The organism is Streptococcus infantis, from assembly GCF_047463275.1.
Taxonomy (GTDB): Bacteria; Bacillota; Bacilli; order Lactobacillales; family Streptococcaceae; genus Streptococcus; species Streptococcus infantis_AF.
Genome location: NZ_JASHEE010000004.1, coordinates 1 through 20,775, shown reverse-complemented (window position 1 = coordinate 20,775; position 20,775 = coordinate 1). Strand labels below are relative to the sequence as shown.

Genomic DNA, 20,775 nt, shown 5'->3' with positions numbered 1-20,775 from the left:
ATATTTTTACCTCGCAGTGCTTTTTACACAAATTTATTACTCTTTCCGTAATATAACTTTAGTAACCTTCAATTAATTCTGTATGATAGTTATGACCATCTTTAATATCTAAAGTATAGCTATAAGCCTTGTTTTCAACCGTCTCATGCATAATATAAATAATCATTTTTAATTCTTTATCCTGCTCCACTCCCATGTAGGTGTTTAAAATAGGATCCGATAGAGTATAGTCAATATCTGCGCTCCCTGTTTCAAAACTATAGCTTTTTCTCCCCAATTTTAATTTCGACAGAGTATTTCTATTGATTGTAAATTCTTGGAGCAATAGTTTAGGATTCCTTATCGTCGCATTTGCCTGAGGATCCATCAATTGAATCATTCCATCTTTATAAACTACTCCACCTTCATAGAGTACTTCTGTATGTCTTTTATCATCATTATCAAAAGTTACTTTCTCCCATAAAATAGTTCCAATAATTTTTCGAGCCTCGATATCACCATTTAACTTTACAGATTGGAAGAGATAACCCTCCTCTTTATAATCATAAAGGTCTTCACTCCAAATACTAAACCCTCCTGGAAACTTTTCAAACAAGTCTTCTAGATTCTCCGTCGGATAGACCTGACTTAACTCTGAGGCTTTCCCTTCGATAAATCTTCGGCTGCTTTTCATAAAACAACCTGTCAATGTCAACAGTGCCATTCCAAAAAGTACTACTGCCAACGCTAGTTTTTTTGTCATAATTTTCCCTATCCTTGATATGATTCATTTTAATTAACAATAGTATACCTGTTTTTCCTATATTGTGCTAGCTTTTTAACGGGATGGACAAATTTCTATAAAAGCCCCTACTCTTTTATAGCTAAAAACAAAAACGCATCTATTAAAGATGCGTTTTATTTTATAATCTGTTACAGAGAATCTTAGTTCAAGTGCCAGATATCTTCGTTGTACTGAGCGATTGTACGGTCAGATGAGAAGAATCCTGCTTTAGCAATGTTGACGATGACTTTATCCAACCATGCGTCACGGTTTTCGTAGTCAGCAAGCATTTGCTCTTTCACTTTGATGTAGTCTTCCAAGTCAAGAAGAGTCATGAACCAGTCTTTGTTAATCAATTCATTGTAAAGACGTTCCAAGCGTTCTTTCTTACCAACTGCAAGAACAGCGTCGCTCACGATAAAGTCAACCAATGGTTTGATCGCTTTACGAGCGTAGAATTCGCTTGATTTGTAAGCTGATTTTGCGTAAAGGTCGATAACAGTTTCTGAATCTTCACCAAAGATGTAGATGTTTTCGTCTCCAACCAACTCAGCGATTTCCACGTTAGCACCGTCCATAGTACCAAGAGTCAAAGCTCCGTTCAACATGAATTTCATGTTACCAGTACCTGAAGCTTCTTTAGAAGCAAGTGAGATTTGTTCTGAGATGTCACATGCTGGGATGAGGAAGCTTGCTGCAGTAACGTTGTAGTTTTCAACCATTACCACTTGCAAGTGTGGTGCTACTGCTGGGTCGTTAGCAATCACTTCTGACAAGCAAAGGATCAAGTGGATGATGTCTTGAGCGATTGTGTAGGCAGGAGCTGCTTTACCACCAAAGAATACTGTGATTGGACGAGCAGGGATATTACCAGCCTTGATGTCAAGATATTTGTGGATAACATACAAAGCGTTCATTTGTTGACGTTTGTACTCGTGAAGACGTTTGATTTGGATATCAAAGATTGAGTTAGTATTGATTTCCACACCTTGGTGTTCTTTCAAGTGACGAGCCAATTTACGTTTGTTGTGAGCTTTGATGCTTTCCAATTTTTCTTTGACAGCAGCCTTGTCTTCGTATGAAAGAAGATCTTCCAATTTAGAAGCTTCATGGTGCCATTCGCGTCCAAGAATCTCATCCAAGTAGTGAGACAAGCTTGGGTTAGCATGCATGAGCCAACGACGGAAAGTAATACCGTTTGTTTTGTTGTTGAATTTTTCTGGGTAAAGATCGTAGAAAGCTTTCAACTCAGAGTTCTTCAAAATTTCTGTGTGAAGAGCGGCAACCCCGTTTACGCTGTATCCATAGTGGATATCCATGTGGGCCATGTGTACACGATCGTTTTCATCAATGATTTGAACAGCTGGATCTTTGTATTCAGCACGAACACGACGGTCCAATTCTTTGATAATTGGTACCAAGTGCGGAACCACTTCTTCCAAGAATTCAAGAGGCCATTTTTCAAGGGCTTCAGCAAGGATTGTGTGGTTTGTGTAGGCAGTCATGCTACGAACGATAGAAATTGCTTCATCAAGTTCGATACCACGTTCAGTCAACAGACGGATCAATTCAGGAATCACCATTGATGGGTGAGTATCGTTGATTTGTACAACTGCGTAGTCAGCAAGGTCATGCAAGTTGCTTCCTTTTTCGATTGCTTCATCGATGATCAATTGTGCACCGTTTGAAACCATGAAGTATTGTTGGAAGATACGGAGCAATTCACCTTGTTTGTCGCTATCGTCTGGGTAAAGGAAAAGAGTCAAGTTGTGAGCAATATCTGTCTTGTCAAAGTCGATACCATCTTGGATGATTGAAGAATCAACTGAATCCAAGTCAAACAAACGCAAGCGGTTTTTCGTAGCAGTTTTGTAACCAGGTACATCGATATCGTAAAGAGTAGATGTCAATGTAAAGTGTGCAAATGGCACTTGGTAGCTACGGCTTGAGCGAACCAACCAGTTTTGGTCAGTCAACCAAGCGTTAGGAATAGTTTCTTGTTGGTTGTTTTTAAGCACTTGTTGGAAAAGACCAAAGTGGTAGTTCAAACCAACACCGTCACCATTCAATCCAAGTGTAGCGATGGAGTCGATAAAGCAGGCTGCCAAACGTCCCAAACCACCGTTACCAAGTGATGGTTCCAATTCTACTTCTTCGATTTCGATCAACTCTTTACCTGCGTCAGCAAGTTCTTTTTTAACTTCGTCATAAAGACCAAGGTTAATCAAGTTGTTTGACAAGAGTTTACCAATCAAGAACTCAGCTGAAATGTAGTAAACTTTTTTCTTACCAGTGTTCACTGGTTTTTGGCTGCTTGCAAGTTTGCTGTAGTTAAGAAGAGCAAGGTAAAGCTCCTCATTGCTACATTCTGCGATAGATTTATTGTAACGATTTTGTACAAATTCTTTTAATGGTAACATTTTTATGTCTCCTGATAATGTCTTATTTCTTTAATTCTACCAAATTTTCATTGATACGGCGATAAATTGTAGTCAAGTCAAGCAAAGTTTCTTCGACAGCAGGAGTCAATTGTTCCTCTGTCATACGCCATGACCAGTTTCCACCAAGAGTAGATGGGAAGTTCATACGAGCTGAACCATCCAACTCTAGCAAATCTTGCATAGTTGCAATCGTCATGAAACTTACTGATGCGAAGGCTGTACGAAGCATAGCATGCACTACTGTTTCGTACTCTTTACGGTTTGTGTAGCGTGCCATGTACTCACGAGTTGGATCATCAATCTCATCACGGTACCAACCAAGAACAGTGTTGTTATCATGTGTTCCTGTGTACATAACAGAGTTAGCTGGTGCCAAGTGTGGGCTGTCGATACTTTCGTCTTCTGGATTGAAGGCAAATTGAAGGACCTTCATTCCTGGGAATCCAGTGCGCTCACGTAGTTCAATAACTTCATCAGTCATGAAACCAAGGTCTTCAGCGATGATGTTCAAGTCACCAAGTTCTTCTTTAACCGCTGCAAAGAGTTTGTAGTCAGGTCCTTTCACCCATTTACCAGGTGCCGCTGTTTCAGAACCAGCTGGGATTTCCCAATAAGACTCAAATCCACGGAAGTGGTCGATACGCACGATATCATAGATTTTAAAGCTTTCACGCAAGCGTTCAATCCACCATTTGTAACCATCGCGATCCATTGCTTCCCAGTCATAGATTGGGTTCCCCCAAAGCTGACCAGTAGCAGAAAACTCATCTGGTGGGCATCCTGCGATGCAAGTTGCTTTCCCATTTTCATCTGTTTTAAAGAGGTGTGGATTTGCCCACATATCGCTTGAATCTTCAGCAACATAGATTGGCATATCCCCCACAATCTCGATGTGGTTTTCGTTAGCGTATGCTTTCAATTTCAACCATTGTTGGAAGAAGAGATATTGGGTTACTCGGTGGTAAACAAGTTTGTCTGCCAATTGTTCACGGTAGCTTTCAAGAGCAGAAGCTTTACGAGCACGAATGTCTGCATCTGGCCACTCTGTCCAAGCCAAATTATCAAAATGCTCTTTAATAGCCATATACTCTGCAAAAAGTTCAAGCCATGATTGGTTGTCTTGAGCAAATCTTTCGAAGTCTTTCACATCTCCAACTTCAAGGAAACGTTTGACTGCTTTTTCTAGAAGGGGACGACGTGCATAGTAAATTTTAGCGTAGTCAACTTCAGTTGGGTTGCTACCGAAATCTACTCCCTCAAGATCACCTGCTTCTAATAAGCCTTGCTCTACCAAAATATCAAGATCGATAAAATGAGTGTTTCCAGCAAAGGCTGAGAAAGATTGATAAGGAGAATCTCCGTAGCTGGTTGTTCCTAAAGGAAGGATTTGCCAGTAACGTTGCTTTGTACGAACCAAGAAGTCAACGAAATCATAGGCGCTTTGACCAAATGATCCGATTCCGTAAGCTCCTGGAAGTGATGAGATGTGCATCAACACACCACTTTGACGTTTCTTCATAATAGCACCTCAAGTGTTTTTTTATTAATTGTTCAAATTTTTGCGCAAACGTTTGCGCTAAGTCAAGTATACCCCATTTCTAAAATAAATGCAAGCGTTTGTAAAAAAAGTTTTTTGATTTTATTTATATTGTTAAAAATAAAATTTACTATATCTTCCTTTGTAGCTTTATTTATTTTTTCAAAAAAATTGCGCAATCGTTTCCATTCATCCATTTCCGAACATTTTTTCCTTAATTATTTATCTTTTCTTCCTATTGTAGGGACAGTTTTCAGTTTTTCTTAACTTTAAGCTTTTTAAAAATTTTTATAAAAAACGCTTGCAACCGTTTTCTGTTTGTGCTATACTAAGGTCATAAGGGAAAACGTTTGCGTTTCCTCGAAATTTAAATTTGTTATTCTTTAGGAGGAATACACTATGTCAACTAAATTCATGAAGAGCGCAGCTGTACTTGGTACTGCTACTCTTGCTAGCTTGCTTTTGGTAGCTTGCGGAAGCAAAACTGCTGATAAGCCTGCTGATTCTGGTTCATCAGAAGCGAAAGAAATCACTTTCTACGTTGAAGATCAATACAAAGCCTTTGCTGAATCAGCTGCAAAAGCTTACGAAAAAGAAGCTGGTGTAAAAGTTAACATCAAAACAGGAGACCAAATGGGTGGGCTTGATAACCTTTCACTAGATAACCAATCTGGTAAAGCCCCTGATGTTATGATGGCACCATACGACCGTGTAGGTAGCCTTGGTACTGACGGACAACTTTCAGAAGTAACTTTGAGCGACGGTGCTAAAACGGACGATACTACTAAATCTCTTGTAACTGTTGGTGGAAAAGTTTACGGTGCTCCAGCCGTTATCGAATCACTTGTTATGTACTATAACAAAGATTTGATTAAAGAAGCTCCAAAAACATTTGCTGACTTAGAAAATCTTGCTAAAGATAGCAAATACGCTTTCGCTGGTGAAGAAGGTAAAACAACTGCTTTCCTAGCTGACTGGACTAACTTCTACTACGCATACGGACTTCTTGCTGGTAACGGTGCTTACGTATTCGGTGACAACGGTAAAAATCCTAAAGATATCGGTCTTGCTAACGATGGTGCTATCGCAGGTATTGAATACGCTAAAACTTGGTACGATAAATGGCCTAAAGGTATGCAAGACACTGAAGGTGCTGGAAACTTGATCCAAACTCAATTCCAAGAAGGTAAAACAGCTGCGATCATCGACGGTCCTTGGAAAGCTCAAGCATTCAAAGATGCTAAAGTAAACTACGGTGTTGCAACTATCCCAACTCTTCCAAACGGTAAAAACTACGCAGCCTTTGGTGGTGGTAAAGCTTGGATCATCCCATCAAGCACTAAGAACCTTGAAGGCGCTCAAAAATTCGTAGACTTCCTTGTTTCAACTGACCAACAAAAAGCATTCTACGATGCAACTAACGAAATCCCAGCTAACACTGAAGCTCGTACTTACGCTGTAGGTAAAAAAGATGAGTTGACTACAGCTGTTATCGAGCAGTTCAAGAACGCACAACCAATGCCAAACATCTCTCAAATGTCAACAGTTTGGGACCCAGCTAAAACAATGCTCTTTGATGCTGTAAGCGGTAAGAAAGATGCTAAAACAGCTGCTAATGATGCTGTAACATTGATCAAAGAAACAATCCAACAAAAATTTGGTAACTAAAAATTTGGTAACTAATTGATTGATTCAAGGGAGATAATTTAAACATCTCCCTTGATTTTTAGATATATTGACAATGTTTTCAGCAATTTTGCTGATTAGCATCGAGCTCAATGCTCGTATCTTATGAAAGGAGCGCTCATGGAACAACAACCAAAAAAAGCAGCCTTGCTTTCATTGATTCCTGGGTTGGGACAAATCTACAACAAACAAAAAGCTAAAGGTTTTATCTTCCTTGCTGTAACAGTGGCTTTTGTCCTCTATTTTATAGTACTTGCAGCACCTGAATTGAGCAATTTGATCACACTCGGTGAAAAACCTGGCCGTGACAACTCTCTCTTCATGTTGATTCGTGGTGCATTTCACTCTATCTTTGTAATTGTTTATCTAGCCTTTTATATTCTCAATATTAAAGACGCTCACACGATTGCAAAACGTATCAATAATGGCATCCCTGTCCCATTGACACTTAAGGATATGATTAAAGGTATCTATGAAAATGGATTCCCTTACTTGCTTATCATTCCATCTTACGTTGCCATGACATTTGCCATCATCTTCCCGGTTATTGTAACCTTGATGATTGCCTTTACTAACTACGATTTCCAACATTTACCACCAAACAAACTCTTGGATTGGGTTGGATTGACTAACTTTACAAATATCTGGAGCTTAAGTACCTTCCGTTCAGCCTTCGGTTCTGTCCTTTCTTGGACTATTATCTGGGCTTTATCTGCATCTACTTTGCAAATCGTACTCGGTATCTTTACAGCTATTATCGCTAACCAACCATTCATCAAGGGGAAACGTATCTTTGGTGTTATCTTCCTTCTACCTTGGGCGGTTCCAGCCTTTATCACTATCTTGACATTCTCAAACATGTTCAACGATAGTGTTGGTGCTATCAATACCCAAGTTATCCCTCTCTTTGCTAAGGTTCTTCCATTCCTCGACGGGGCACTCATTCCTTGGAAAACAGACCCTACTTGGACTAAGGTTGCCTTGATTATGATGCAAGGTTGGCTTGGATTCCCTTATATCTACGTCTTGACTCTCGGTATCCTACAGTCTATTCCAAATGACTTGTATGAAGCAGCTTATATCGACGGTGCAAACGCTTGGCAAAAATTCCGCAACATTACTTTCCCAATGATTTTGGCCGTTGCGGCACCTACTTTGATCAGCCAATACACCTTCAACTTCAACAACTTCTCTATCATGTATCTCTTCAATGGTGGTGGTCCTGGTAGTGTCGGTGGTGGAGCTGGTTCAACCGATATCTTGATCTCATGGATCTACCGTTTGACAACTGGTACAGCTCCTCAATACTCTATGGCAGCTGCTGTTACCTTGATTATTTCAATCATTGTCATCTCTATTTCTATGATTGCATTCAAGAAACTACACGCATTTGATATGGAGGACGTCTAAGATGAATAACTCAATCAAAATCAAACGTAGACTGACTCAAACCCTTACTTATCTTTACTTAATTGGACTTTCAATCGTTATTATCTATCCTCTTTTAATCACGATTATGTCAGCCTTTAAGGCCGGTAACGTTGTGGCCTTCAAGCTCGACAGCAATGTTAATTTCAGTCTTGATAACTTCAAAGGGCTCTTTACAGAAACCTTGTACGGCACATGGTACCTCAACACTTTGATCATCGCTTTGATCACTATGGTTGTTCAGACAAGTATTATCGTACTTGCTGGTTATGCCTATAGCCGTTACAACTTCTTGGCTCGTAAACAAAGTTTGGTCTTCTTCTTGATTATCCAAATGGTGCCAACAATGGCCGCTTTGACTGCCTTCTTTGTTATGGCCCTCATGTTGAACGCCCTTAACCATAGCTGGTTCCTCATCTTCCTCTACGTCGGTGGTGGTATCCCTATGAATGCTTGGTTGATGAAAGGTTACTTTGACACCGTGCCAATGTCTCTTGATGAGTCTGCAAAACTAGATGGTGCAGGACACTTCCGCCGCTTCTGGCAAATCGTTCTCCCTCTTGTTCGCCCAATGGTTGCTGTACAAGCACTCTGGGCCTTCATGGGACCTTTCGGAGACTATATCCTCTCTAGTTTCTTGCTTCGTGAAAAAGAATACTTTACAGTTGCCGTTGGTCTACAAACCTTCGTCAGCAATGCGAAGAACTTGAAGATCGCCTACTTCTCAGCAGGTGCCATCCTCATCGCTCTTCCAATCTGTACACTTTTCTTCTTCTTGCAAAAGAACTTCGTTTCAGGACTTACAAGCGGTGGCGACAAGGGGTAATATACCCTCGCCACCCTTTTTCATTTTTGAACTTGTACATCGATTGTCTGGTGAGAAACATGAGCTTGCTGAGATTTCCTTGTTAGTTAGTGGACGAATCATAACAAACATTCACTTTTACCAAGGATTCTACTATCCCCGCTTGAAATAAAAAACATTTCTCTATATAATACTCGTATAGAAAATGCCTATAGAAAGAGATTTATGTTACCATATCCGTTTTCTTATTTTAATAGTATTTGGGGATTTCGTAAGCCCCTCTCTCATCGTTTTGGTCTAAACTGGTTTCAACTGATTTTTACCAGTATTTTCTTGATTAGCTTATCCATGGTGCCTATTGCTATCCAGAACAGTTCTCAGGAAACCTATCCTTTAGAGACGTTCATCGATGATGTCTATGCTCCATTGACCGACGAAGTCGTTCAGGATCTAGCTACCAATGCTCAGATTGTAGATGGAAAACTAAGCTATACGGGTTCGACTCCTCATCAAGCTTCTGTACAAATCGGGGCTACCGCTAGTTCAAGTTTCCCTGAGGAATTACTTCTTAACTTTGAACCTGAGCAACTCGTCATCAGTAAGCAAGGAAAAGAACTAACCAGCATTCGCTATCACGCTATCACAACTGATAGCTTCCAAAACAAGGAAAGCTTGACTCAGGCTATTTCAAAAGACTGGTATCAACAGAATCGCGTCTATATCAGTCTCTTCCTGGTCTTAGGTGCTAGTTTCCTCTTTGGACTTAATTTTTTCATTGTAGCTTTAGGTGCTAGCCTTCTGCTCTACTTCACGAAAAAATCACGTCTCTTCTCATTTAAGACCTATAAAGAGTGCTATCATTTTATTTTGAACTGTTTAGGATTACCAACTTTACTTACCCTGATTCTAGGTCTCTTGGGGCAGAATATGGCAACTTTGATTACTGTTCAAAACATTTTATTTGTTCTATACCTGGTCACTATCTTTTATAAGACTCATTATCGTGATCCAGACTACAAAAAGTAGGAGATTATTATGCCTGTTACGATTAAAGACGTGGCCAAAGCTGCAGGAGTTTCTCCTTCAACCGTAACCCGTGTTATTCAAAACAAATCAACGATTAGTGACGAAACAAAAAAACGAGTTCGAAAAGCAATGAAAGAACTCAATTATCATCCTAATCTAAATGCTCGAAGTCTTGTTAGCAGTTATACCCAAGTTATTGGCTTGGTCCTTCCTGACGACTCAGATGCCTTCTATCAAAATCCTTTCTTCCCATCTGTCCTCCGTGGTATCGCCCAAGTCGCCTCTGAAAACCACTACGCCATTCAGATTGCGACAGGTAAAGATGCCAAAGAGCGTTTAAACGCCATTTCACAAATGGTCTACGGAAAACGTGTGGACGGGCTTATCTTCCTGTACGCTCAAGAAAATGATCCCTTGGTGCAACTTGTTGTCGAGGAGCAATTCCCCTTCCTCATTCTTGGAAAATCACTTTCTCCCTTCATTCCACTTGTCGATAATGACAATGTCCAAGCTGGTTTTGATGCGACAGAGTATTTCATCAAAAAAGGATGCAAGCGAATTGCCTTTATCGGAGGTACTAAGCGACTCTTCGTAACACTAGACCGTCTGACAGGTTACGAGCAAGCTCTTCAAGAACACAATCTGCCTCTTGATAGTAATCTGACTTACTTTGCTACTGAATTTCTTGAAGATAATGGTTATCGCTTTAGTAGACTTCTCTTCAAACACAATCCAAATATTGACGCTATTATTACCATTGATAGTCTCCTTGCTGCAGGGGTCTGTGATTACATCGCAAAACACCAACTGGATGTCCCTGTCCTCAGCTTCGACTCAGTCAATCCCAAGCTCAACTTGGCGGCCTATGTCGATATCAATAGTTTGGAGCTTGGTCGTGTTTCCTTTGAAACTATTCTCCAGATCATCGATGATGCTAAAAACAACAAACAAATTTGTTACCGCCAGTTGATTGCCCACAAAATCGTTGAAAAATAAAAACCAACTCTCTATTTTGAGTTGGTTTTTTTGTATCCTATTTACCTGAACGACTAGTTTTCAACTTCGACAAATCGCCCAAGAATATGGACATTTTCTGAGACAGATACAAAGGCTGTCGGATCAACTTGTTTCATGATGAGTTTAAAATCATTAAACTCTGCGCGAGTGATAACCGTAATCAAAACCGCTTTACGCTCATGGTTATAAGTCCCTTCAGCATCGTGAATCATGGTCGCTCCACGGTGCAATTTATTGTGAATTTTCTCAATCACAGCATCTGGATTACTAGTAACAATCATAGCCTGCATGCGTTTCTGTTTGGTGAAAACTGCATCTGTTACACGGCTGGAGACAAAGATGGTAATCATGGAATAAAGGGCATATTTCCAACCAAAGGTCAAACCTGCAATCAGCATGATTGTCCCGTTCACTAGGAAGGAGATACTTCCGACGTTACGACCCGTCTTCTTACGAATAGTCAGACTGACAATATCTGTTCCACCACTGGAGATGTTATGGCGTAAAGCAAAGCCGATTCCCAGTCCCATGACGACCCCACCAAAGAGAGCATTGATGATTGGATCCTCTGTCAAGACCACCACTGGCACAAACTGGATAAAAAGCGAGCTCATGGATACCGTGATAAAGGTGAAAATCGTGAACTTATGTCCAATTTGGTACCAGGCTAAAATCATCAGCGGGATATTGATAGCGTAAAATGCTACTGAAATTGGGAAATAAAAGCCAAACAAGTGATTACTAAGCGCAGAAATGATCTGAGCCAAACCTGTTGCACCACTTGAATAAACGTGTCCTGGTTGGAAGAAAAAATTGACAGCTACTGCTGATAGAAAACCATATACTAGAGAAGCTGAAATTTTTTCATCGTATTTTTCTCGGGAGATACTTTGCAAAACACGCAAAATCTTCACTCGGTGAGCAAAGCGGCGCAAATAATAGTGCCACTTTTTAGTTAGTTTCGTTTGTTTCATCTTGTTCTACTTGTAGATTGAGTTCTTCTAGTTGTTTAAGAGCTACAGTTGATGGCGCTTGGGTCATTGGATCTGTCGCCTTGTTGTTCTTAGGAAAGGCAATGACTTCACGGATGTTATCTTCGCCTGCTAAGAGCATGACAAAGCGGTCAAGACCGATCGCCAAGCCACCGTGTGGTGGGAATCCATAGTCCATGGCTTCCAAAAGGAATCCAAACTGGTCATTTGCTTCTTCAGCTGAGAAACCAAGAGCCTTAAACATGCATTCCTGTAAGTCTTTTTTATATATACGAAGACTACCACCACCAAGCTCATAACCGTTTAAGACAATATCATATGCGACTGCATGAATTCTCTCAAGAACACTTCCTTTTTCTTTGGAACAACTTTGTAAATAGTTCTCACTATTCTTTAGCTTTCTTGCAGAATCCTTATCAGGAAGGGTAAATGGATGGTGGGCGCTCATGTAACGACCTTCTTCCTCAGACCATTCAAACATTGGCCAGTCAACAACCCAGAGGAAGTTGAATTTGTCGTTATCAATCAAGCCTAGTTCCTTGGCAATACGTCCACGAAGGGCACCAAGAGTTGCGTTAGCTACTTCAAGCGTATCTGCTACAAAGAGAACCAAGTCCTTATCTTCAAGACCAAGCGCACTTGTTAAATCGCCTTGAATACCAGTCAAGAACTTAGCAACTGGACCATTTAATTCACCGTCAACAACCTTGACCCAAGCAAGGCCTTTAGCACCATATTGCTTGGCTACTTCTGTCATCTTGTCGATGTCTTTACGTGAGTAGTTATCTGCTGCGCCTTTCACGACAATGGCTTTAACGGCAGGGGCTTCTGAGAAGACTTTGAAATCTAATCCTTTAACAACTGCTTTCACGTCTTGAAGCAACATCTCAAAACGAGTATCAGGTTTGTCAGAACCATAAAGAGCCATGGCCTCATCATACTTCATACGAGGGAATGGTAATGTCACTTCGATGCCTTTTGTTTCCTTCATCACGCGCGCAATCAAGCCTTCTGTGATGCCTTGAATTTCTTGCTCAGTCAGGAATGAAGTTTCCAAGTCGACCTGAGTAAACTCTGGTTGGCGGTCTCCACGCAAGTCTTCGTCACGGAAACATTTGACGATTTGGTAGTAACGGTCAAATCCAGCATTCATCAACAACTGTTTTGTGATCTGCGGACTTTGAGGAAGAGCGTAAAAATGCCCTTTATTGACACGAGATGGCACCAAATAGTCACGCGCCCCTTCTGGTGTTGACTTAGAAAGGAATGGCGTTTCCACATCGATAAATTCCAACTCGTCCAAGTAGTTGCGGATAGAGTGAGTCACCTTGGCACGAAGCTTAAGGTTTTCCAACATCTCTGGACGACGAAGGTCAAGGTAACGGTAACGTAGACGCGTATCATCGTTTGCTTCAATGCCATCCTTGATTTCAAATGGTGTTGTTTTGGCTGTATTAAGCACAGTAAGAGCCGTTACATCCAGTTCAACCGCTCCAGTCGCCAATTTATCATTTGCCTGCTCACGTGCTGCAACTTGTCCAGTCACCTCGATAACGAATTCACTACGAAGGCTTTCAGCTGTTGCCATCACTTCCGCAGAAACTTTTTCAGGGTTGATAACTAACTGCATGATCCCTTCACGGTCACGAAGGTCGATGAAGATCAATCCACCCAAGTCACGACGACGGGCAACCCATCCTTTCAAGGTAATTTCTTGTCCGATGTGCTCCTCACGAACACGACCAGCATACATACTACGTTTCATGTTTTCTCTCCTCTTGTATTCTGTTACTATTTTACCATAAAAGCGCAGGCTCTTCATGAAAATCAGCAGAAAAGTTGAGAGAATCCTCTTATAAATGAAAAAATCCAGCAAAGTCATTCGCTGGATTTGGGTTTTCTTTATTTTTTACGCTTTTCAGCAATCCCTTCTGTCTTCTTTGGTAGGACAATTTCTGTCACATAAGCCGTCGCAAATCGTATCACTCCTGCGATAGGAGCAAAGATAATCGCTAGATTGTTATAAAAGAAATCCCCCTTAATGAAATAGACAAGTAGGCCGATGACAAAGAAGAGAAATACAGCCTGAATCACTGCTAATAATAGTACTCGTTTCATGATTTCCTCCTGAGTCTATTATAGCATGACTATCATTAAAAATGCGATTAAATTATTCAAAGCATGTAGGGCTATACTATAAGCCAAACCACCTTTACTGATATAAGCCAAGCCCATGCTAAATCCAAGTGAAGCATAAACTAGGAACTGTAGTGGAGTTCCAGGAAAATGAACAAGAGCAAAAATGAGACTACTTACAAGAAGAAAGATAGCTGTTTGCTTGATGTTATCTTGCTGAGGGAAGACAAAGCGAGCTAACATACCTCTAAATGTTAACTCTTCTGTCAGAGGTGCAAAGACAACCACCATAAAGAAAGAGAAAAGAGGTTGATTATGAGTCAATTCTTCTACCATCTTTTGATTGACTGATGGATCATTTGGTAAAAAGTTTTCTGCAACAATGACAAAGATCCATACCAAGGCAGGTAACCAGATGTATTTGTTAAGAGCCGTTTTTTCTATTGTAACAGTTCCTGTCTTATACCACTTGTAGGTAACGAAGGTGAAGATTCCTGCTAATAAGACATAAACAGGGACAGCAACGTAGCTAGGTGCTCCCAATATCAAGGCAGCTAAACCTACGCCCTGAATAAAACTATAAACCATAAGAAATGATAAGAAGGCAAGGCTATACCAGCCGATATTTTTAAGTGTTTTCATAAGATTCTCCTATTTAAAATAACGTTTTGTTTTGCGCAATTGTGCAACATTGGTATACAAATGGATGACAACTGCCACAAGTAGAGCAACCAACTGTACTTGTCCTAATACTACAGATAGAACTACTAAGACAACGTAGATACCAGGAATGAGGAGCTGATTGACCTTGAACAAGATCAAGTAAGCTTCTTCCATTTCAGCCTGTTTTTCTCCCTCATCATAAGTATCAAGGTAGTCCAAAACTTCCTTAGGCGTCGCCGTAATAGAAAGTTTGTAGTTACGAATCTTGCTGGTGATTTTTAGACAGTAAGCACCTGCCCAGATACCTAAAACTATCAAAAGTAAGGATGCTGCTGATAGACCTAAAGCTCCCAAATCTATCAGTAGGCAGGATAGCATACTAATTTGGCAAACATTCCAAGCTACTGTACCATAATCTAAGAAACGATACATGGCAAGGTAGTCTTGTTCGTTTTCTTCGTCCTCTTCTTCTCTTTGATAACTCTGATAGGCCTGATGGCTTTTCCTAGTGAAATAAAAGGTTAGAATCACCGTAAGCATCCCTAAACCAAGAAAGAGTGATTTCAAGGCAACGACCACTTGCTCTTGACTGATACCTAAAGGATTAACACCAAGGAAACCAGCAAATATTCCTAATAAAGCACTTGCAAGAAAAATCTTTAGTGCAAAAATGATTTGTTTCTTTTCCATATTTCAACCTCTTTCTAAAACAAGCCAGACAACCATTGACCAAAAGCTTTACCTGATTCGAAGATAGCGGTCAAGCCTTCTGTTCCAAGTGATACCAAAAGCAAACAAACAGCAAGTAAGAGTAAAGCTTGATTTCTTGCTTTTTTTGCTCCATCCCCCAAGGGCTCATTGCCAAGCCAACCTGCTAGATAAGCATAGGCTGTAACTGTTAAAATACCAATCTCCGTAGAAGAGAGAAACAACAAGACTGTCGCCAAACGAACGATATTGGCTTGAATGTTAAAATAATTTCCTAAACCTGCACAAACACCGGCAAGTTCTTTATGCTCAGTATCGACTTGAAAACCTGCTAAAAACTCTTTCATGACTTTTCTCCTTTTAGGATCTTTTTGAATTTTATCTTTCTCTCTACCCATCTAAAGACTAATAGTAAAACTATGTTAATCCAGAAGAGATACTTATTTTGAACGATGGTAAACCAACCAATGAGGCTTCCAATCATAACAAAGATATTTGCAATAAATACAATAATACTAATGTAATAAATCACTTTATACTTGTTCATCATTCATCCTCCTCTAAGCGAAAGACTGACTCGACTGGCTCATTGAAGATCTGAGCAATCTTCAGGGCAATGACGATGGATGGCGTGTACTCATCCCGCTCAAGCAAGCTGATGGTTTGCCTGGACACGCCAGCTAGTTTGGCCAGCTCTGTTTGATTCAGGCCATCGCGAGCCCGAAGCTCTTTTAGACGATTTTTTAGCATGTCTTTTTTCTCCTTTGTTCTTATCTTGATTTCATTGTAACATATCTTTTTATTTTTGACAAGCATATTTGTCAAAAAGTTTAAGATTTTTGTCATTTTGTAAACGAAACAAGACATTTAGCTTTAAACATCTATCCTAATTTAATCTACAAAAAAAAATAGCAGTTACCAGTGATTTTTAATCACTGGTAACTGCTAGGTAAAGTTTGTTAATCAACAGTCTATTCTTGATCTTTATATTTTAGTCGAACAAAATAAAGAATAATAACACTGATAATTGTAATAGCAGTCCCAACAAATCTACCTTTTTGAGAGAAGATAAATTCTACTTTGTGTTGCCCAGAAGTAATTGGGAAGGATAAGAAACTATTCCAAGCTTTTGATGTCGGAACATATTTACCATCCACTTTTACTTTCCATCCTTCACTAAATGGGATAGAAGTCATCATGAACTTGCTATTATCGGTAATGTTGACTGAACCCACAATATTCGTATTTGAAAACTTCTCAACTTTTAAACCTTGAGCTTTACGATTTTCTAATACCTTTTGTATCTGTTCAACATCTGCTCGATAAACTCCTACATTGGAAAGATCTACTTTATCCGTTTTAAATCGAAATTCTAGAACCGTTTCTTTACCATTTGCTTTGTCAGCAATCTGCCATAATTGACGTTGCGTATTTCTCTTAGAATGAGTCAACCATTTCCCGTTTAACAAGACTGAATAGTCTTTTTCCGAATTGAGACCTGCCGGAACAAAGAAGTAATAGGTCAAATCTGTTCGAGGGGTAATGCGATAGCGAACAATAGCTTCCTTGTTAGAATCTTCACGCTTATAAACCGCTGTTCCTTTATCTTTATTGACATCTTCTGCCACTAGATTCTCTGTTTCAACTTCTCCATAGGCTAAAGGTTTAAAGTAGTCTACATAGTTCTCTTGATTTTTTTGAACTCCCTCCATGGAATTGAGAATAATATCCTGATTTTTCACAGCATTATTTTTTCCAAAGGCAATATTTTTAACCAAGTCAGTTGTTCCAAAAGCTATAGGGAAAGAATTTGGATTTTTGTAGACGATATAACGTTCATCTTCATATACTTTCTCTGTAAAGTAGCGATTCATATCGTAGCGCGTTGTAAAACGGTTAAAGTACATTCTTTCAGGATGAGCATCTTTTTCTTGTTTATCAACATCCTTAACATCCATATAGTAACGAATACCATATAAGGCGTCTGTTAATGGAGTTCCGTTTTCGTATTCTGTCGCAGCATTAATCCCTATATCACCCATATAGGCGAACTGATCCATAGTAGTACGCTCCAAGCTTGAGCTAAAGGTACTTAAACCTGGGTAACTAATAAGGGAAGGGAAGGTTCTTGAGTATGCAAACGTTGTTGCGATACGATAGAACGGTTGATCTGCATTCTCTTGAACACTATCTGTTACACGCTTAACGGAGACGGCTGCGTCTGTAAACTTATCGACATCAGCATAACCAAAAGTTACTTGAGATAGATAGGCATTATAGCCGAGTTCAAAAATAGTTAATGTTGATAAAAGGGCAACCGCTAGTTTCGTCATTTTCGGGCGTAACAAGGCAAGAACAGCTAGATAAACCAGCACCGTTAGAATTACTCTAGAGAATAAGAATCCTGTCTGTAACAAGGCTACTAGGGCACAAATTACTCCAGTTGTAATCAACAATACAAGTTTTTTCTCCTTCTGCGGCTTAAAGGACCTATCCCAATATAGATAGAATCCAGCAGCTGTCGCAAGGACTAGGAGAACTAGGAGAACAACATAATTGCTTGAAACGAACTGATTCAACGCTTCAGGTTGAGTCTTTGGTAGATATGTGAAGTCTTTGGTATAAAGATAGATTCCTGCCAAGACTAGTAGAAGAACTGAGCTCAGTTTTCCTAGACGAGAAATCTCAATTTTCTCTTTCAAAACTTGATAAGCTAGAACCAACATAAAGAAAGAAAAGATCCATGAAAATCGGAAGAAGAATCCTGCTGGATTTTGTCCCATATGCCAGATTTTGCTTACAAATTCATTTACAAAAGAAATAAGGAAAATGAGAGTTACAATCCCAGCAGCCCACCTTCTTTCTTTTACAATTTTCCTTGATGTAAAGAATAAGATAAAACCGATAAAACCAAGTGCCCCAATATAGATGTTTGGTAGATTTGGTCCTGCTGACCAACCTGAGGCAGTATCAAATCCCCCGATAGATAGTTTTGATAAAATATCTAAGGGATTAATCTGGAAGGCAAACGAAAATCTCATGGCATCCCCTACCTGCCCCTTACTTTCAAGCAAGTTGTAGAAGACAGGGACAAGTAAGATAGATGCTGTTGCTACTCCAAGTACAGAATAGGCGAAAGCCTTCCATAGAGGTTGTAGATAATGTCTTATTTTTTGTTTCCAATTACCCTCAATAGAAAGGCGAGGCGAAACATAATAGCAGGCATATAAAACGACAAAAATCGAAATCATATAGCCCATGTAGAATTGAAGTAATAAAGTTAAACCTAATACAAAAGCATAAGGATAAGGTGTTTCTCCATCCAGTAATTGTTCAAGATAAACAATAACAAGCGGAAGCATAATCATAGCGTCATAAAAGATGACGTTCATTTGGTAAGATACCAACATTCCTGAAAGAGCATATGCTGTTGCAAACAGAGGCACCATCCAAAGTTTTGATTCTGCACCTTTAAAACGTTTAATTAGTAAGTGGGCAAAAGAAATACCAATCGCACCATATCTAAGCCAGATTGTCAGAACGACTGCTAGTCCATAGTATTTGAATGGCAGGATAATATAAATAATATTGAAGGGGCTCATCAAATAATAGCCTAATATCCCAATCATATCTCCACCTAGAGATTTTGTGAAGGAATATGTCAAACTGCTTAAATCACCAGAGAGTATAGCATTTTTTAGCAGTCCAAAAAAGCTGATGTACTGCTGACCGAAGTCAACAGCCATTAAACTTTTATTCCCAAAGGGGTAGCTACCCATAAAGTACCAAACAACCAGCATGATTGTCATCGGTAGCAAGGCACTAATAGTATAAAGAACTCCTTTGGGGTGTTTCTGCTTTAGTTCATGCCAACGCATTAACCAATTTTTCATTGTTGTTTCTCCTATTTGAAATTAACCAATTCTGTCTCTTTCAGCCTGTTCGATATTACTCTTAGCTATAATAAAATGAGGACGGTTTTTCACTTCGTAGTAAATCTTACCGATATACTCTCCTAAGACACCGATAAAAATAAGTTGAACGCTACTGAATAAAATAATTGAAGCTATTGTTGTAAAGTAACCACTTGTATAGTCCGCAGAAAAGAGAACTTTAAATAGCTCATAAATAATGTAGAGCAAAGATAGAGCCATACTAACAAAACCAAATTGAATACAAATTCTCAATGGGCGATCATTAAAAGAGATGATTCCTTGAACAGCATAGTCCATAGACTTTTTAAATCCAAATTTGCTTTTTCCTGCTTTACGAACCTCATTCTTATAAGAAATAACTTTCTCTTTAAAGCCAATCCATTCATATAATCCCTTGTTAAATCGATTATATTCTGGAAGAGAAACAAATACATCAACTGCTCTTTTACTCAAAAGACGCAATTCTGATTTACCGTCTGTGAGTTGCACATCCATAGAATGATTCGAAAATGCATAAAAACAGCGAGCAAAAAAGCTTCCAATAATAGATTCACCTTCACGAGTTCTTTGCCCACTAACAATATCATATCCCTCTTTAAAGGCATTGACAAAAAGTGGTATTAAATAGGGCGGATGTTGCAAGTCCCCATCCATCACCATGACAGCATCCCCAGTTGCATATTTAAAACCTGCAAGAATCCCACTTTCACGTCCAAAATTTCTGCTAAAACTAATATACTTTACTCGGTGGTTTTCTTGGGAAATGGCGTCAATTAGCTCTAAAGTCTTGTCACGACTCCCATCATCAATATAAAGAATTTCGTAATCAGATAGTTCCTCTGAAACGAGCATGCTATCCAATTGTTCCGAAATAGCTTTATGAGTTTGAGATAGAACTAATTCTTCATTTAAAAGTGTAATAAGAATTGATAGTTTCATCTAAATGCTCCATACTATTTATTATCCTTAAAAAGGAGAGAGCCTAGCTCTCTCCTCTCAATAGAAACACATCTAAATATTATTTAGAAAATTTACGTTTCAAGACTACAGTACCTGACAAGATTACTAGACCTGCCAATACAAGTGTTGCTCCTGTAGCTTCACCAGTATTTGGAAGACCTGGTTTATCTTCTGTAGTTGTAGTTTCAGAAGGAGTTGGAACTGTAGTTTCTACAGTTGTACCTTCTGTTGTTTCTGTAGTAGCTTCTGTTGTTGTTGTAGTTGAAGTAGTCGTTGTTGGCTCTTCTGTTGTTGTTGTAGTTACTGTAGTAGCTTCTGTTGTTTCTTCAGTTGTTACTGTAGTAGCTTCTGTTGTTTCTTCAGTTGTTACTGTAGTAGCTTCTGTTGTTCCTTCAGTCGTTACTGTAGTAGCTTCTGTTGTTGTTGTAGTTGTAGAAGTAGTTGTTGGCTCTTCTGTTGTTGTAGTTGTAGAAGTAGTCGTTGGCTCTTCAGTCGTTGTAGTTGTAGAAGTAGTCGTTGGCTCTTCTGTTGTTGTAGTTGTAGAAGTAGTTGTTGGCTCTTCTGTTGTTGTAGTTGTAGAAGTAGTTGTTGGCTCTTCTGTTGTTGTAGTTGTAGAAGTAGTTGTTGGCTCTTCTGTTGTTGTAGTTGTAGAAGTAGTTGTTGGCTCTTCTGTTGTTG

20 protein-coding genes are annotated in these 20,775 nt (G+C 39.4%); 5 read left to right on the top strand and 15 right to left on the bottom strand.

The window, feature by feature from the left end; translation table 11 throughout:
* Positions 1–58 precede the first annotated feature (58 nt).
* From QM923_RS06550 to QM923_RS06535, 4 genes are all read right to left on the bottom strand, one after another.
* A complete protein-coding gene (locus QM923_RS06550) occupies positions 59–742 on the bottom strand; it encodes a hypothetical protein (RefSeq protein ID WP_414291296.1) in 684 nt (227 codons plus the stop codon).
* A 182-nt stretch (positions 743–924) separates the two neighbouring features.
* Positions 925–3,183, bottom strand: a complete 2,259-nt coding sequence (glgP, locus tag QM923_RS06545; RefSeq protein WP_414291295.1) for a glycogen/starch/alpha-glucan family phosphorylase — start codon at positions 3,181–3,183, stop codon at positions 925–927.
* Positions 3,184–3,205: 22 nt separating this feature from the next.
* Entirely contained in the window at positions 3,206–4,723 is a 1,518-nt protein-coding gene (malQ, locus tag QM923_RS06540; RefSeq protein ID WP_371620683.1) for a 4-alpha-glucanotransferase, read from the bottom strand.
* 62 nt (positions 4,724–4,785) lie between these two features.
* Positions 4,786–4,938, bottom strand: a complete 153-nt coding sequence (locus tag QM923_RS06535; RefSeq protein ID WP_414291294.1) for a hypothetical protein — start codon at positions 4,936–4,938, stop codon at positions 4,786–4,788.
* A 202-nt stretch (positions 4,939–5,140) separates the two neighbouring features.
* Between QM923_RS06535 and QM923_RS06530 the strand changes: the two genes are divergently transcribed.
* The 5 genes from QM923_RS06530 to QM923_RS06510 all read left to right on the top strand — a co-directional run bounded on the left by QM923_RS06530 (position 5,141) and on the right by QM923_RS06510 (position 10,682).
* A complete protein-coding gene (locus QM923_RS06530) occupies positions 5,141–6,409 on the top strand; it encodes an extracellular solute-binding protein (protein ID WP_414291293.1) in 1,269 nt (422 codons plus the stop codon).
* A 138-nt stretch (positions 6,410–6,547) separates the two neighbouring features.
* Positions 6,548–7,837, top strand: coding sequence for a carbohydrate ABC transporter permease (locus tag QM923_RS06525; RefSeq protein WP_318779987.1), 1,290 nt, complete (start codon positions 6,548–6,550; stop codon positions 7,835–7,837).
* 1 nt (position 7,838) lies between these two features.
* Entirely contained in the window at positions 7,839–8,681 is an 843-nt protein-coding gene (locus QM923_RS06520) for a sugar ABC transporter permease (RefSeq protein WP_254724668.1), read from the top strand.
* A 204-nt stretch (positions 8,682–8,885) separates the two neighbouring features.
* The gene (locus tag QM923_RS06515) at positions 8,886–9,686 is read left to right on the top strand and encodes a DUF1189 domain-containing protein (RefSeq protein ID WP_414291292.1); all 801 of its coding nucleotides are present in this window, start codon (positions 8,886–8,888) and stop codon (positions 9,684–9,686) included.
* 9 nt (positions 9,687–9,695) lie between these two features.
* Entirely contained in the window at positions 9,696–10,682 is a 987-nt protein-coding gene (locus QM923_RS06510) for a LacI family DNA-binding transcriptional regulator (protein WP_414259824.1), read from the top strand.
* Positions 10,683–10,735: 53 nt separating this feature from the next.
* Here QM923_RS06510 and QM923_RS06505 read toward each other — a convergent pair whose 3' ends face one another.
* From QM923_RS06505 to QM923_RS06455, 11 genes are all read right to left on the bottom strand, one after another.
* Entirely contained in the window at positions 10,736–11,677 is a 942-nt protein-coding gene (locus tag QM923_RS06505) for a YitT family protein (RefSeq protein WP_414291291.1), read from the bottom strand.
* Positions 11,655–13,460: an aspartate--tRNA ligase gene (aspS, locus tag QM923_RS06500; RefSeq protein WP_414291290.1), complete on the bottom strand. Its 1,806-nt coding sequence runs from the start codon at positions 13,458–13,460 to the stop codon at positions 11,655–11,657. Before aspS ends, QM923_RS06505 begins: the two co-directional genes overlap by 23 nt.
* Positions 13,461–13,597: 137 nt before the next feature.
* Entirely contained in the window at positions 13,598–13,813 is a 216-nt protein-coding gene (locus QM923_RS06495; protein ID WP_004250454.1) for a hypothetical protein, read from the bottom strand.
* An 18-nt stretch (positions 13,814–13,831) separates the two neighbouring features.
* Positions 13,832–14,473, bottom strand: coding sequence for a CPBP family intramembrane glutamic endopeptidase (locus QM923_RS06490; RefSeq protein ID WP_414288073.1), 642 nt, complete (start codon positions 14,471–14,473; stop codon positions 13,832–13,834).
* 9 nt (positions 14,474–14,482) lie between these two features.
* Positions 14,483–15,184: a DUF3169 family protein gene (locus tag QM923_RS06485; protein ID WP_414291289.1), complete on the bottom strand. Its 702-nt coding sequence runs from the start codon at positions 15,182–15,184 to the stop codon at positions 14,483–14,485.
* 14 nt (positions 15,185–15,198) lie between these two features.
* Positions 15,199–15,549 carry a PspC domain-containing protein gene (locus QM923_RS06480; RefSeq protein ID WP_414291288.1) on the bottom strand — a complete coding sequence of 117 codons (351 nt, stop codon included), beginning with the start codon at positions 15,547–15,549 and terminating at the stop codon, positions 15,199–15,201.
* The gene (locus QM923_RS06475) at positions 15,546–15,749 is read right to left on the bottom strand and encodes a hypothetical protein (RefSeq protein WP_414291453.1); all 204 of its coding nucleotides are present in this window, start codon (positions 15,747–15,749) and stop codon (positions 15,546–15,548) included. The genes QM923_RS06480 and QM923_RS06475 overlap by 4 nt, the downstream gene beginning before the upstream one ends.
* Positions 15,749–15,952, bottom strand: coding sequence for a helix-turn-helix transcriptional regulator (locus QM923_RS06470; protein WP_000916945.1), 204 nt, complete (start codon positions 15,950–15,952; stop codon positions 15,749–15,751). The genes QM923_RS06475 and QM923_RS06470 overlap by 1 nt, the downstream gene beginning before the upstream one ends.
* Positions 15,953–16,173: 221 nt before the next feature.
* Positions 16,174–19,095, bottom strand: a complete 2,922-nt coding sequence (gene pgfM1 / locus QM923_RS06465) for a glycosyltransferase PgfM1 (RefSeq protein ID WP_414291287.1) — start codon at positions 19,093–19,095, stop codon at positions 16,174–16,176.
* 21 nt (positions 19,096–19,116) lie between these two features.
* Positions 19,117–20,076 (bottom strand): glycosyltransferase PgfS, encoded by a 960-nt coding sequence (pgfS, locus tag QM923_RS06460; protein ID WP_414291286.1) that lies wholly within the window; start codon positions 20,074–20,076, stop codon positions 19,117–19,119.
* 79 nt (positions 20,077–20,155) lie between these two features.
* Positions 20,156–20,775 (bottom strand): LPXTG cell wall anchor domain-containing protein (locus QM923_RS06455; RefSeq protein ID WP_414291285.1); only part of this gene is annotated, 620 nt, incomplete at its 5' end.